This window comes from Sinobaca sp. H24 (assembly GCF_023845525.1).
Genome location: NZ_JALBWT010000026.1, coordinates 35,468 through 51,060, shown reverse-complemented (window position 1 = coordinate 51,060; position 15,593 = coordinate 35,468). Strand labels below are relative to the sequence as shown.

Annotated in this window: 6 protein-coding genes and 4 pseudogenes; 5 read left to right on the top strand and 5 right to left on the bottom strand. The window is 46.1% G+C overall.

Annotation, left to right across the window (positions count from 1 at the left end; genetic code table 11):
• Positions 1-59: 59 nt before the first annotated feature.
• The 3 genes and pseudogenes from MMY81_RS23940 to MMY81_RS23930 form a co-directional block, all read right to left on the bottom strand.
• A pseudogene (locus tag MMY81_RS23940) lies at positions 60-1,518 on the bottom strand (CoA-acylating methylmalonate-semialdehyde dehydrogenase).
• A gap of 14 nt (positions 1,519-1,532) precedes the next feature.
• Positions 1,533-2,708, bottom strand: a pseudogene (locus MMY81_RS23935) (iron-containing alcohol dehydrogenase).
• 192 nt (positions 2,709-2,900) lie between these two features.
• Entirely contained in the window at positions 2,901-4,625 is a 1,725-nt protein-coding gene (locus tag MMY81_RS23930; protein WP_252314800.1) for a sigma 54-interacting transcriptional regulator, read from the bottom strand.
• Positions 4,626-4,806: 181 nt separating this feature from the next.
• On the opposite strand from MMY81_RS23930, the gene MMY81_RS23925 reads away from it, so the two are divergent.
• The 5 genes and pseudogenes from MMY81_RS23925 to MMY81_RS23895 all read left to right on the top strand — a co-directional run bounded on the left by MMY81_RS23925 (position 4,807) and on the right by MMY81_RS23895 (position 13,150).
• Entirely contained in the window at positions 4,807-6,018 is a 1,212-nt protein-coding gene (locus MMY81_RS23925; protein ID WP_252314799.1) for a threonine synthase, read from the top strand.
• Positions 6,019-6,104: 86 nt separating this feature from the next.
• Complete coding sequence (locus MMY81_RS23920; RefSeq protein WP_252314798.1) at positions 6,105-7,955, top strand: BglG family transcription antiterminator; 1,851 nt, start codon at positions 6,105-6,107, stop codon at positions 7,953-7,955.
• 155 nt (positions 7,956-8,110) lie between these two features.
• Positions 8,111-10,042 (top strand): PTS fructose transporter subunit IIABC, encoded by a 1,932-nt coding sequence (locus MMY81_RS23915; protein ID WP_256497995.1) that lies wholly within the window; start codon positions 8,111-8,113, stop codon positions 10,040-10,042.
• Between the two features lie 350 nt (positions 10,043-10,392).
• A pseudogene (locus MMY81_RS35775) lies at positions 10,393-11,743 on the top strand (alkaline phosphatase).
• A gap of 318 nt (positions 11,744-12,061) precedes the next feature.
• Positions 12,062-13,150, top strand: coding sequence for a nitric oxide synthase oxygenase (locus MMY81_RS23895; protein ID WP_252314795.1), 1,089 nt, complete (start codon positions 12,062-12,064; stop codon positions 13,148-13,150).
• Here the strand turns inward: MMY81_RS23895 and aroA are convergent.
• Both aroA and MMY81_RS23885 read right to left on the bottom strand, forming a co-directional pair.
• Positions 13,147-14,493, bottom strand: a pseudogene (gene aroA / locus MMY81_RS23890) (3-phosphoshikimate 1-carboxyvinyltransferase). The gene MMY81_RS23895 and the pseudogene aroA sit on opposite strands and share 4 nt — an antisense overlap.
• 260 nt (positions 14,494-14,753) lie before the next feature.
• A complete protein-coding gene (locus tag MMY81_RS23885) occupies positions 14,754-15,488 on the bottom strand; it encodes a VOC family protein (protein ID WP_252314794.1) in 735 nt (244 codons plus the stop codon).
• Positions 15,489-15,593 lie beyond the last annotated feature (105 nt).

Here is a 15,593-nt window from a genome sequence, read left to right as displayed (position 1 = left end):
CCTGTTCTGAAGTTAGTCTACCTTTTTATAACCCTTTTATTGTCTTTTGAAACGACTTCCTACCATCTCGATGTAAGCATTTTACGTCTCGTATAAAACTCAACGCCGTCTTTTCCATTGGCATGCAGATCGCCGTAGAACGAATTTTTCCATCCGGAGAATGGGAAAAATGCCATTGGAGCCGGTACGTTAACGTTAACACCGAGCATACCTACTTCAATATCCTCCCGGAACTGGCGGGTCGCATGTCCGCTTGAAGTATACAATACGGCGCCGTTACCGAAGTCGGATTGGTTGGTTACTTCAATGGCTTCGGTAAGATCCTTCACTCGTACAATTGATAATACTGGGGCAAATATCTCTTTTTTCCAAATATCCATAGAAGTAGTTACTTGATCGAACACGGTAGCTCCGAGGAAATAGCCCTTATCCATTCCTTTGGCATCTTCTCTTCCGTCCCGGTACAATGAAGCTCCTTCACCCTGTCCGCTTTCAATAAAGGAGTGTACTTTATCGAGGTGGGACTGGCGGATGACCGGACCGAGATTTACCTGCTGATCCATACCGTCACCTAGTACAAGCTGGTCGGCTGCGTCTTTCAGGTTCTCCAGAAACGTATCGGCAATGTCTTCTGTGACAACCACGACGGATGTTGCCATACAGCGCTGTCCGGCACTTCCAAAGGCTCCGCCGATAATACCTTGAATCGTTTTCTCCATGTCGCAGTCTTCTAATACGATCGCATGGTTTTTTGCTCCTGCAAGAGCTTGAACTCTTTTCCCGTGCTGAGCTGCTGTTTTATAAATATATTCAGCTACAGGCTGCGATCCTACAAAGCTAATAGCAGCTACGTCATCATGCTCTAATAGGCCGTTCACGACATCGTGGGCGCCGTGCACAATATTGAGCACGCCGTCCGGCAGGCCGGCTTCTGTAAACAGCTCCACCAGTCTCTCTGCCAGCATAGGAGTACGCTCGGATGGCTTTAGTACAAATGTGTTTCCGCAGGCAATAGCGAGCGGGAACATCCAGCACGGCACCATCATAGGAAAGTTAAATGGCGTAATGCCGCCGACTACTCCGACCGGATACCGGTACATGCTCGATTCAATATTTGTCGCGATGTCCGGCAGCGTATCTCCCATCATAAGAGTCGGAGCGCCTGCCGCAAATTCCACGCATTCAATGCCGCGCTGTACCTCTCCATAAGCATCGTTATAGCATTTTCCATTTTCCTGCGTAATGATTTCAGCCAGTTCCTCATAGTTATCCATTAAAAGCTGCTGGTACTTAAACAGAATACGGGCTCTTTTTGGCACCGGTGTTTTTTTCCATGTTTTAAATGCATCTTTTGCTGCCGATACGGCCTGGTCGACTTCTTCTTTGGAAGAAAGAGGCACATGAGCCAGCTCTTTTTTCTGTCGCCGGGTTAGGTACGACTTCTGTCTGGCCGGAGGTGGATGCTGTCCATTGCCCTCCGATAAAATTTTTCAACGTTCTTGCTGTTTGTACTGTCATATTATTCGCTCCTTTTATTTAGTATATTCGTACACGTAAGCTTTTTCGTACAAGGCAATGATATCTTTTTCTGAAGGCACAACCGGATTGTTGCCGGGACTTCCGCTTTCCAGAGCATCGGCGGCCATCTTTTCAAGCACCTCGTGATATGCTCCTTCCTCAATTCCCCATCCCTTCATGTTGGAATCTCCAGCTTCTGGCATAGTTCCAGCACTTTCTGCACAAACCGGTCTGCGGCTTCCTCTTCGGGAAGACCCGCCCATTCAGGATAAATAAATGCTGCCAGTTCGCTTAGTCGGGATTGGCAGGATTCACTGCTGTATTCCAGAATGACGGGAAGCAGCATCGCATTGGAAATACCGTGAGGAACATGAAACATCGCACCTATCGGCCTGGACATGCCATGTACAAGGCATACAGAGGCATTAGAGAAAGCCATACCTCCCTGCATCGCCCCAAGTGCCATTTGCTCCGCTGCATGGGTATCGTCTTTGTCTTCATAGCTTTTAAGAATGTTATGCATAATCAGTTTGGCTGAAGAAAGCGCCAGCTGGTCAGAGAATACGTGCGCTTTTTTGGAGATATATGCTTCTATCGAATGGGTCAACGCATCCATGCCGGTAGCTGCTTTAATTGATTTCGGCGAGCTCATCGAAAGCTGGGAATCAATAATTGCAGCTTTCGGCATAAAGGCCGGCTGTTTGATCATCATTTTCACGCCATCTGCTGTATTTGTAATGACCGTCACATCTGTCGCTTCCGACCCTGTTCCCGCAGTCGTAGGCACAGCGATCAACGGAAGAGCCTTATGTGCTGCTGTTTTCTTATTATTCATATAGTCTTTGATAGCGCCTTCATTAGTAGCCAGCACAGCTACTGCTTTTGCCGTATCAATGCAGCTGCCTCGCCAAGGGCGACGATCACATCCGCGTTCTCCTGTTGGACCATTTCCAGAGCTTTTTCTACATATTTGTCAGTAGGTTCTGTTTCAATATCCAGAAAAGCTGCGGTATGAAGGCCGCTCTCCTGAAGAGCTTTTTCGCAGGTTTCCAGGTAGCCAAGCTTCTTCATCATGTTATCGCTTACAATTAATACCCGGTTTCCCTCTTTTTTGCTTCTTCTCCAATATTGCTTAAACTGCCGGGACCGTAAACAATTCTTTCAGGAAAAATCATCGTACTTATTTTCATTTTGTAGTCCTCCCTTCGTTCTGCCTTTTACTAATGCAAAGATCGTGCCAAAATAAACGAAAAGTCGTTTTGGCCTGTTATATAAGGCTTGTTTTACGAGCATATATAGAACGCTTACATTATTCGATAAAGATAAAGAAAAAAAGTGTAGAATAATATCTACACTTTTCTCATTCGTCCTACACTTTTCTTCTATTTGAAAATCTTTAATTTTTTGTATAAGGTTGTACGGTGGATCCCCAGATCCTGGGCAGCTTTTGATTTATTGCCTTCGTGCTTTTCAAGTGCCTGAATGATGACCTGCTTTTCCTGCTTATGCTGCTCAGATTTTAAGGAATGATTGTCTTCTGTCTCTCCGGTTTCTCCGTTCAATTTAGTACTGACGATAGCCGGGAGATCTTTCAGTGTAATCTCTTTTCCATCTACTAATGTTACAAGCTGTTCGGTAACGTTCATCAACTCGCGGATGTTTCCGGGCCACGTATAGGACATAAACGCTTCTAATGCCTCCGGGTCCATCTGCTTGGCTTCCATGTTATTTTCCTTGCTGAAGCGCTGCATATAATGACTGAACAGCAGCGGAATATCTTTTGGACGCTGACGGAGAGGCGCTACCTCAACAGGTATTACGTGAAGACGGTAGTATAAGTCTTCCCGGAACGTGCCATCTTTCACCCGTTTCTCCAGATTGGCATTGGTGGCGGCAATTACTTTTACGTTTAAAGGAATCTGAGCAAGCCCCCCTACTTTTGTAACGGCCCGCTCTTCCAGTACACGCAGAATTTTAGCCTGCATGGGCAGGGACATATTGCCAATTTCATCTAAGAATAATGTTCCGTTGTGTGAGGCTTCAAACTTACCAATGTGACCTTCTTTTTTGGCACCTGTAAACGCTCCTTCTTCGTAGCCGAAAAGCTCTGATTCCAGCAGGTGCTCCGGAATTGCAGCGCAGTTGACGCTGATAAAGCCGCCCTTTCTGCCGGTCGTCAAATGAATGGCCTGAGCAAACAATTCTTTTCCCGTGCCGCTTTCGCCTGTAATTAATACGGTCGCATTCGTTCTCGCAGCTTTTCTGGCAATGCTTTTGCTTTCTTTAATTGCCCGGCTCTCTCCTATAATATCTTCAAATCGATGAAGGTGCGACTGGCCTCTTGTTTGTCCGTCCTCGCTCTCAAACGGAGCTTCCACGTTCATATCAGCTGCATTTCCAAGAATCCGGTACAGTTCGCTGACTCCTTCAAAAATCAGCATACCTACCGCACCGGCAATTTCGCCATCCTCCCAGATCGGCAGGCGGTGAACAACCATTTTCTGGCCTTGAATCATTTGAATTTCGCCCTTTTCGGGGATACCCGTTCGTACTACTTCATGCAGCCGCGTATTTTCAATAATATCTTCTGCCGGACGACCGGAAACATCTTCATCCGGATCGATTCCAAGAAAGCTCCGGTACGCCTGATTCATTTGTTTAAGACGCCCTTCCTTATCTACGACAGCAATGCCTTCGTAGGCACTTTCCAGAATGACCTGAGCAACATTCCGCTGTTGAATCAGATTGCCGTATTCTGCTTCAAACCAGGCGGATGTGGTAATAATTCGGCTCGCCTGGCCTTTTTTGTTAACAACTACGGCTGGAAGATACTCTGCCTGCAGAGCCGCTGTTTCATCTTCCCGAACGGTATACGCTTCATCCAGCCATCCTTTTTTTATTTTTTTATCCAGTCCTTTTTCTTTTTCCAGATAGCTGTACAGCTTTTGTTCGTTAACCCAGCCTGCGGGCTTTCCTTTTTCGTCTACACATAAAATCGGATCACTGCTGTTTTCTGCTTTCTGCTTCAGTATATCCGTCACTTTTGCTTCTTCTATCATTATAAAGGAGGAATTGTGTTCTTTTTTCGACGCTTTTGCTTTTCCCATTTTTTTGACCACCTCTTTTTAGTTAACTTCTATCCGTCTCTTGTTGTTTTTTTCTACATTGTTATAGTTCATGTACCCCGTTTTCTGTTTTTATAAAACGAATACGTTTCACGTGAAACGTTAAAGAGCGTTTTCATGTTAAACTATACTTACCTACATTTGCCATTAAAGGAGGATTCTTTTGCCAGCCTATAGTTATGTTTCCCACTTATACTGCCCTAAATGCAGCAATACTTATTCTATTGATGTGCCTCAAAACCTGTGTACCTGCGGCTCCCCGCTCCTTACAGCCTACGACTTGGATTCGCTCAATGTGCAGTATCAGAAAGCAAGCCTGAGAGATCGCGCTCCCACATTATGGCGCTACCACGAGCTGCTGCCGGTAAAAAAAGAAGAAAATATTATTTCTATGGGAGAAGGCATGACCCCCATTCTTCCAATGACTAACCTGGCTAAAGAATTTGATATTAAGCAGCTGGCTATGAAAGATGAAGGACTAACCCCTACAGGCTCTTTTAAATCCCGCGGAGCCGCGGTCGGAGTATCCAAAGCGAAAGAGCTCGGCATCAAAGAAATTGCGATGCCTACAAATGGAAACGCAGGAGCTGCCTGGGCCCTTTATGCAGCCAGAGCTTCTATTGCTTCTCATATCGTTATGCCGGTTGATGCACCAATCGTCACTAGAAAAGAATGCGCTGCTGCCGGAGCAGATCTTCATTTAGTAAATGGACTGATCAGTGACGCGGGACAGATTGTTGCCCGTTCCGTAGAAAAATACGGCTGGTTTGACGTCTCTACGCTTAAAGAACCGTACCGGATTGAAGGGAAAAAAACGATGGGCTTTGAAATTGCCGAACAGCTGCAGTGGAAGCTGCCGGATGTGATATTGTATCCGACAGGAGGCGGTGTCGGCCTCATTGGAATTTATAAAGCATTTAAAGAACTGATGGAGCTTGGCTGGATACTATCGTCTAAAATGCCGAGACTTGTAGCTGTTCAGGCAGAAGAGTGCGCCCCTATTGTTGAAGCGTATAAGCAGGGCAAAACCTCTTCCGAGTTCTGGCCGGAATCCAAGACTGCAGCTTTTGGGATTAATGTCCCAAAAGCGCTCGGAGACTTTCTCGTATTGGAAGCTATTTATGAAACAGGCGGGTGTGCTGTTGCTATTGATGATCCTCGCATTCTAAAAGAACAGCGGCACGTAACCCGGACTGAGGGCACCTTTATCTGTCCAGAAGGAGCCGCGCTGTTCGCCGCTGTTCGAGAGCTGAGAGAAGACCGCTGGATTAAGCCCAACGACTCTGTTTTATGTTTAAATACCGGAATGGGAATCAAATATCCGGAAACAGTGGAAGCCAACGCGTCTGTTCTGAAACCCGGCGATACGTTGTAAAGACTTCCTATTTGTATAAAAAAACTGTCTTGAACATTAAAGACGGTTTTTTTCCATATTATTTAATAAGAAAGGTGAAGAAAACTATGACAGGCCGGCAGCGGAAAATTACTGCGTATTTATATAATCAGCAGAATTACGTATCGATTCAAAGCGTCGCTGACCTTATAGGCTGCTCGGAAAAAACAGTCCGTACAGAACTAAAAGCCATCCACCAGTATATCGCAGTACATCATTGGGGAAGCCTGCTCCGCAAGCCCAGCCGGGGCATTCGCTTTATTCCTTCCGAGGAAAAAGATCACGCTATTAAAAGCCAGCTTTTTTCTATGGAGAAAAAGGAGCAGCCTGCTTCCAGAGAAAATCAAATTTCTCTTCTTCTGCGTCTTCTGCTCGACACGAAAAAAGAGTGGACCATTAAGCAGCTCACAGAAGAACTGTATGAGAGCCAGGCCACCATTAAGGAATTAGTAAAGGAATGCAGCAAACACCTGCAGAAATACCATCTTTCTATTCAGCTGAAACCAAACGTTGGCGTTTCCATCATTGGGCCGGAAACAGGACACCGGGCGGCTATCGCTGATCTGGTTCGGCGCTCTTTAGCACAAAATCAGCCTATAAAAGAATGGTTTTCCCCTTTTGACTGGGAAGCGGTTAATAAGATGATTAAAGGACTTGAAGAGTATTTTTTATTTTCCTATACACAGATGTCCCGTGAAACATTAATCATCCATATCCTTCTCGCTGTAAAACGAATTATGTGGAAGCGCAGCGTTATCTATCCGCCGGACGCGCCCGATACGAAGAGAATAGAAATGCAAAAAGCGTCCCGGCTCGCCGGGGAGCTGGAGGCCTACTTTCAAATGAAGTGGCCTGCAGCCGAAGTGTACTATTTGTCTATTCATCTTCTCAGTGCCAGGCTGGAAACTCCTTCTGAAGAAAACTCCAATATATTTGAGCAGCTTCAGGTAGATCCGGAAACGATACGCTTTACACACCGTTTAATTGAGGCAGTAACAACTGCCACCGGCCATCCCTACCACAAAGACAGCAGCCTTTTCCGGGATACGGCCTCGCACCTTCACAGCAGTACAGCCAGAATCAACCATCACTTCAGCCACCATAACCCTATGGCTTCCGAAATAAGAATAATGTATCCTTATTTGTTTGAAATGATTATAGAAGCTCTTGCTGATTTAGAACCGGCGAAAAAATGGCCGCTTGAGGAAATAGCCTATTTAACCATTCACTTTCAGGTTTCTTTGGAGCGCTCGAAGAAAGCTTCTGCCGATTATATGCGGGTTCTGCTTGTCTGTCCTATGGGCATTGGTATGTCACGCCTCCTGCAGACAAAATTGGAAAGAAAGTTTCCTTCCCTTCAGACAGAAGATTGTGTGGCTGTAAAACAAGCTGAACAATTTGATCAAACGAGAGTCGACATGATCATTTCTACTGTGCCGCTTCAGCGCAAAGATGTACCGATTATTGTTGTATCCCCTTTTTTAAAAGAAGAGGAGCAGCAGCAAATACAAAAAATGATGCATACATTAAAAGAAGAAAGCCAAAACGTCCTGCAGGAATTGATCTCTTCTCCAGACCATATCCACTTTCTTCAAGAACCGAATCCAATTAACGTTATTACATACTTAGCCGGATTCCTTGCAGGAACCAATAAAGTAACACCTGATTTTGTTGAAAGCACCATTGATCGGGAGCACAGATCCTCCACATTTATCGGTGGCGGCATTGCCATCCCTCATGGTGATCCTTCGTTTATCAAGATTCCATCTATTGCCGTCGGAATTTTTCCGGAACCAATTCAATGGAACGGATCTTCCACCGCCATTGTGCTGCTTTTAGCGGCCGATCTGCAGGAAGGCAGAAAAGTAAAAAGATTGTTCGAGGAAATATCGAAGCTGTCCGACGCCCTGACCGGGTAGCTCACATAAAAAGCCTGTCTAATAAAGAAGCAGTTTTTTCATTATTTTAATGATTAATATCGTTTTACCGCATGTTCCGGAAAGATAACGCTTTCATTAATCCTTTCTTTCTTCTCTATACTAAATATAGAAAGCAAAAGAAAGGATGAGGCAGCTTGAAAAAAATTGTCGCTATTACCGCCTGCCCTGTAGGAATCGCCCATACGTACATGGCAGCGGAGAATCTGCAAAAAGCCGCGGCACAGCTCGAAGTGGAAATAAAAGTAGAAACCCAGGGGTCGGTAGGAGCCGAAAACATTCTGACAGAGGAAGATATACGGCAAGCAGAAGGGGTTATATTTGCAGCCGATAAAAATGTCGATAAATCCAGATTTCAAGGAAAGCAATATGTAGAAACAGGGGTTCAGGACGGTATTCATAAGCCGGAACAGCTCATTCAAAACATCTTGGACGGAAAAGGAAAAACATTGTCCGGTTCAGCAGACCAGCAGGAAGAAAAGAAGAAAAAAGAAAACCCTATATACAGGCACCTGATGAACGGCGTTTCTTTTATGATTCCTTTCATCGTCGTCGGAGGACTGTTGATTGCAATTTCTTTATCTCTTGGAGGGGTTCCATCGGCGGAAGGCTTGATTATCCCGGAGGATTCGATCTGGAGCACAATTGAAGCGATCGGAGCAGGCTCTTTTGCATTTATGGTGCCTATTCTCGCCGGCTTTATCGCCATGAGCATAGCCGACCGGCCGGGTCTGGCACCAGGGATGATCGGCGGCTACATTGCAGCAAATGGCAGCTTCTACGGCAGTGAAGCCGCTGCTGGTTTTATAGGCGGAATTATTGCCGGATTTTTAGCAGGTTATGTGGCACTGTGGATTAAAAAGTGGAAAGTCCCAAGGGCATTGCAGCCTATCATGCCAATCATTATTATTCCGGTATTAGCCTCCCTTATTGTCGGTTTAGCCTTTTCCTTTTTAATAGGTGCACCAGTAGCCGCTATTTTTGAGAGCCTGACTACCTGGCTTGCAGGAATGGAAGGAACCAGCACTGTTCTACTAGCCTTAATTTTAGGGGCGATGATCTCCTTTGATATGGGAGGTCCTGTAAACAAAGTAGCTTTCCTGTTCGGCGCTGCTATGATTACCGAGGGCAACTTCGCGATTATGGGAGCCGTGGCTGCAGCCATTGCCGTTCCTCCTATCGGTCTTGGTATTGCCACATTTATGAATAAGAAAAAATTCGAGCAGCCGGAGATTGAGGCGGGAAAAGCGTCCTTCACGATGGGACTATTCGGCATCACAGAAGGCGCGATTCCCTTTGCAGCCAAAGACCCGCTGCGGGTTATTCCAAGCATTATGATCGGTTCCATGGCAGCTGCAGTTATTGCGATGCAGAGCGGCGTTGGGGATCAAGTAGCACACGGCGGTCCGATCGTAGGCGTATTGGGAGCTGTAACGAATGTGACCATGTTTTTTATCGCTATTTTGGTCGGTTCCCTTATTACTGCCTTTATTGTTAATTTGATCAAGCGTGATGTTACTGAAGTGACGGTGCCATCCGGCGGCGTGGAAGAACCTGTTGTAAGCAGTGAAAAAACTGCCGCTCGTCCGAAAAGCGTTGCACAGGAAGCGACATTTAATAAGCTTACCGATCTTGTTTCCAAAGACCTGATCCTACCCAATCTAAATGCAGATACCCGGGAAGGCGTAATGGATGAAATGATTCGAACGCTTTCCAACAGCGATGTACTGAGCGATAATAACACATTTAAAGAAGTTATTCTTGATCGGGAAACGCAGGGTTCTACAGGACTCGGCATGAATGTGGCGATTCCCCACGGAAAAGCCGATGTAGTAAAAAAACCGGCTGTCGCTTTTGGCATACATCGGCAAGGGGTCGATTGGAACAGTATGGACGGCACGCAGGCAAAATTAATATTTATGATTGCAGTACCAGAGGAACGTGCCGGTGACGATCACCTGCGTATTCTGCAGATGCTGTCCCGAAAACTGATGGATGAAGAGTTCAGGGAACAATTAATACAGGCGGAAAATAAACAGCAGATTTACCAGCTGCTGGATGAAATATAAAGTTGAAAAGCATGCCCCGCGGAGGCATGCTTTTTTCTATGCTCCTATAATACAAAAGATATTTCCTTTACCTTTGATTAACATTTTTTACATTTGATTGCGTCTAAAGTACTTGTTTTTTATTTCTGAATTTTATAATAAATAGAGTCTTTTATCCTTCCTCCTCTTCGAAAGACCCTATATTTATATAGTATCTCTTATAAAATTCCTTGTTTCGTATGCCAAATTGCTTCCAAAGTAGAATAGTCCCTCACCCTGCCGGCTCTCTTTAGATTAGCTTTATACTTCCTTAACAACTGCTCTTTATAGTTAAGAGTGTAAAACATAATCAGAAAAGGGGTCAGTAAAACATGAAATCTATTTCTAAAAAATTTAAAAGCGTTGCCGCACTCGGACTCGGAACATCTATTATTCTTTCTTCCGGAACAGGAGCCTACGCAAGTATTCCTGATGACAATGGAAAAGCGCCGGCTCATTCTAATAAAGAGAAGCCGGAGGAAGTAGAGAACATCATTTACATGATCCCGGATGGTTTTGACGCGGCGTATGCTACAAATTACCGTCATTACAAAGGCGAGGAGACTCCTGTATGGGATGAATTTCTTACTGGAATGATGAAAACTGACTCAGCAGATAATCTGGTAACCGATTCTGCTGCTGCCGGTACAGCTATGGCCCGTGGAGTCAAGACAGAAAATGGAATGATCGGCATGACACCAGAGGGTGAATCTCCAGACAGTATTCTTGAAAAATCAGGCAATGCAGGCAAATCAACCGGTCTTGTGGCTACGTCTACTATTACCCACGCTACACCAGCCGTCTTTGGCGCTAATGTAGAAGACCGCGATAATGAAGCCGCTATTGCACCGCAGCTGATTGAAAACGTCGATGTGCTGATGGGCGGAGGCCAGAATATGTTTCTTCCTGAATCAGAAGGCGGCGAGCAGGAAGAAGAAAACCTTATAGAGAAAGCCCAGGCAGATGGATTTACTTATACAAACAGCCTTGATGAGATGCAGGCATCAGAACACGAAAAAATTCTTGGCCTTTCAGCGAAGAAGCCATGTCACCGGAACTGGAACGTCCGGAAGAACAGCCAAGCATATCTGAAATGACAACCTCTGCTATTCAATCGCTGGAGCAAGATGAAGATGGATTTTCCTAATGGTAGAGGGAAGCCAGATTGACTGGGCCGGTCACGCTCACGATGCAGGCTGGGCCATGAGTGACACCGAAGCGTTCGAGATGGCCGTTCAGGAAGCAGTCGATTATGCTGAGGCAGAAGGTAATACACTTGTTGTTGTAGCCGGTGACCACGAAACAGGCGGTATGAGCGTTGGCGGCTATGATGAGTACATGGCTAAACCGGACATTCTTCGTGATGTCACTGCTACAGGAAATAAAATGGCAGAAGAGCTGAATGAAGATGCTTCCAATGCAGCCGAAGTTCTTTCTACCTTTACAAATATTGATATCACCGACGAGGAAGCAGCCCGTATTCAAGATGCCGGCGACGAAGAAGCACGTGCGCTCGAAATCAACTCTATTGTGAGCGAATATGCATATGTCGGCTGGTCTACTTCTCAGCATACCGGTACGGATGTTCCACTGTATGCCTACGGTACAGGATCTGAAGAATTCACTGGTTTACTGGATAACACAGAAATCCCTGAGAAAATGAGCGAGCTTATCGGTCAATAAATTATATACAGCTAAAAACCCCGTCTCCTCCTTTAAAACAGGTGGACACGGGGCTTTTTATATTGTAATAAGGACGCTTACGGCCAAGGACGCACCGGCCGAAAAGCTGAGCCAATGACCAAAAGAAAAAGGTTTTTCTCGAAACAGCAGCACTCTGGCTGTTCCCAATCCTATCAGCAGAAGTAAAAACAAAGTGAAAAAAACGGCTAAAAAAAGCACAGCTTTCCCCTCTCTTTCTCAGCCCGGCTTGTAATATTAGAATCCGGTCGTCATCTATCATATACTGTATATATTGAAACTACGTAACGAGGTGGTCCTATGCAGGATAAGAAGCTGCTGGCAGAAGAAGCAAAAGCATTTATTGATATAGCTTATATGGAATCCGAAAAAAACAGCGATGTTTGCCAAGCACGCTGGAAACAGATTGAAACAGAGATTGCCGAAACCGGCCACTACACTCACACGTTGGAAGAACTCCGCATAGGAGCAAAGCTTGCCTGGCGCAACAGCAATCGCTGCATCGGCCGTTTTTTCTGGGAATCCCTTCATGTGCTCGACTGTCGTGCAGACAGCACCGAAGATGAAGTTGCCCGCTCTTTATTCCGGCACATCCGTTATGCTACGAATGGAGGGAGAATCCTGCCGGTTATTTCTTTATTTGCCCCCGCCTCGCCTCATCATCCGACGATCCGGATCTGGAACTATCAGCTGATCCGTTATGCCGGTTACCAGACAGAGGATGGTATTATCGGTGATCCGGATTCGATTGATTTTACAAATAAATGTCTTGAGCTTGGATGGAAGGGCCCCAAAACAGATTTCGATATTCTGCCTATCTTAATCAGCTTGGGAGATAAGGAACCTAAATGGTTTTCCATCCCCTCCTCCCTCATTCTTGAGGTACCGTTGGAGCACCCGGAATATGAGGCATTTGCAGAGAAGCAGTACAAATGGTATGCCGTTCCGATTGTATCGGATATGAAGCTTGAAATAGGCGGCCTTACGTATCAGGCTGCTCCATTTAACGGCTGGTACATGGGAACAGAGGTCGGAGCCAGAAACCTTGCCGATGCCGGACGGTACAACCTGCTTCCGGAAATGGCGGAGATTGCAGGCCTTGATACTTCATTTGCCTCCACTCTTTGGAAAGACCGGGCACTCGTTGAATTAAACCGTGCTGTTCTTCATTCTTATAAAAAGCATGGCGTCAGCATGGTTGATCACCATACGGCAGCTGCCCAATTTGAACGTTTCGAAAAAAAAGAAGCTCAGGCCGGCAGAGAAGTTACTGGCGACTGGACATGGCTGATTCCGCCGGTTTCACCCGCCACCACCTCTATTTTTCATAAAGAATACAATAATCATGTTCATAAGCCGAACTATTTCTATCAAGACAGGCTGTATTAGCTGTAGGTTATGTCCACGCCTGCTGCTTTCAGCAGTTCAAAATAAGAAGGACACGTTTTTGATACGCAGCCTGGATCGGCAATAGTTACATCCGGCACTTTCGCTCCGACAAGGGACAGCGCCATTGCTACTCTATGATCATCATAGGACAATAACGACGTACCTTTCGGCGTACCCGGTTATACCGTCAGCCCATCTGCGAATTCATCTGTTTTTATACCCAGCTTTCCAAGCTCTGTGCAGATCGCATGGATCCGGTCCGATTCGTGGTGGCGGATGTGCTCCACGTCCCGAAGCGTTATCGGTCCATCCGCAAATGGTGCAATTGCAGCAAGCGTCAGCGTCTGGTCCGACATCTCCTTCATGCTTATGTCCAGACCTCCTTTAAGCTGATCCGGCCCCTGCACCTCTACATAGGATTCTCCTTTTTCTACAGTGCATCCCATCTTTTCATACAAATCCACCATACCGATATCGGGCTGGTTTGTTTGGGTTGGCAGATTATTAATACGAACCCTGCCGCCGGAAATAGCAGCCAGCGCCATAAAGTAGCTTGCCGTCGAAGCATCTGCTTCCAGAGCCATCTTTCTGGCTTTGTATCCTGAAGCCGGCACTGTCATTTTTGTTAATTCATCGTTATATTCAGACGTCACTCCAAATTCTTTCATCAGATCAAGCGTAATTTTTACATAGGCATGCTGCACGATGTGATCCGGTATCGTTACTGTAAGATCATTCTGCTGGCTGGCACCGGAAATAAGCAGGCCGCTGATAAACTGGCTCGAAACAGCACCGGAAATGCTCACCTCTCCGCCTTTTAACCCTACAGGCTTGATGACAAGCGGATAAAATCCTTTTTTATCTTCATATTCGATCTGTGCTCCAAGCTTTTCAAGGGCCTCCATTAAAGGTTTAACCGGGCGTTCGCTCATTCGTCTGCTCGCTTCAATCCGATAGGACCCACCGTTCGCAGCAGCAACCGCTCCGGGAAGAAACCGCGCAATCGTTCCCGCTGCACCAATGTATAGATCTGCTTCCTTGATCGGCCAGCTGCCGCCGCATCCGTCTATTTCCACCGTGTCCCCGGTGACCCGCGACGGGACGCCAAGCTTTTCAAGAGCATCCAGGCACCAATAGGAATCATCGCTCTTCAACAGTCCGGAAAGAGTAGAAGTTCCTTCTGCCAGCGCCGCTAAAATAAGCGCACGGTTTGTAAAGCTTTTGCTTCCCGGCACCGTCATATCAACTGATACGGCTTTTCCATTCAGCGGATGTATGGTCACATTGTCTACATCGTTTAACGCCGACCAGGGCGATCGTGCTTTCAAATCGGGAGTACTCATAGTATCTATCCATCCTTTTATCGTTATCGATTTTATCATCTATTCATGTCCCTATTATGCCATAAAACCAAAGCCTGCAGGAAGAAGGCAGACGTTTAAAAGCAGATGTCCGCAATGGACATCTGCTCTTCTATATCTTATTTCGCAGCAGCAAGTTTCGCCCAGATGCCGGAAGGATCCTGAAAGCAGAAGGTGTTTCCTTCTAGTTTTATGGGCGTCCCTTCTTTTCTTAAGCGTTCGGCTGCTTTTTCTTTTTCTTCTCAGTCGGAAGCAATCGAGTAATACATCAGGCCAACGGCATTTTCTAAAGGGGCCGGAGCGTTGCTCCCGGCCCAGAGATTTACAGCGATGTGATGATGGTACCCTCCTGCCGAGACAAACAGAGCACTTCCCGGAATCGAGACCATCGTATCAAAGCCAAGCACCTCCGTATAAAAATGAGCGGACTTTTCAAGATTAGAGATGTGAAGATGCATGTGGCCAATTACAGTACCCGCAGGCAGCCCGTTCCACTGGTGATCAGATGCTTCCCGCAGCACGCCGTCCGCATCCATGGGAAGTGTCTGCATCGTAACCTCTCCATGCTCATTTCTGTTCCACTCCTGCTCCGGCCGGTCCCGGTACACTTCGATGCCGTTCCCGTCCGGATCTGCCAGGTACACCGCTTCACTGACCTGGTGGTCGGATGCTCCCTGCAGCGGATAGTTTTTTTCCAGCAGACGTCGGAGAGATAAGCCGAGGCTCACTCGGTCCGGCACCAATACAGCAAAATGATAAAGGCCGCTTGTTTTTTGCTTTGGCAGCACTTCCGGCTTTTCTTCCAGTATCAGAAGTGTTTTATTTTCGCCGTGCGGACCTAATTCTGCACGATTTTCCATTTTGCTTTTCACTTCAAAACCGAGCATCTCCCGATAAAATTCCAGTGACGCTTCCAGATTGGAAATCAGCAGTTCTACTTGGCCTATTTTCGTTTTTTCATGTATGTGATAGGACATAACCGGCTCCTTTTTTCTTTTTGATATTTCAAATTTACTTCATTACTTTTTGTAAGTCAAAAAACAACCCTTTACTAGAACACATGTTCTTATATATGATAAGAA

Bases quoted from the DNA above. Each gene is read 5' to 3' on its own strand.
- MMY81_RS23920 (WP_252314798.1), top strand. From the start codon at position 6,105: ATGACAGGCCGGCAGCGGAAAATTACTGCGTATTTATATAATCAGCAG.
- MMY81_RS23930 (WP_252314800.1), bottom strand. From the start codon at position 4,625: ATGGGAAAAGCAAAAGCGTCGAAAAAAGAACACAATTCCTCCTTTATA.
- MMY81_RS23895 (WP_252314795.1), top strand. From the start codon at position 12,062: ATGCAGGATAAGAAGCTGCTGGCAGAAGAAGCAAAAGCATTTATTGAT.
- MMY81_RS23885 (WP_252314794.1), bottom strand. From the start codon at position 15,488: ATGTCCTATCACATACATGAAAAAACGAAAATAGGCCAAGTAGAACTG.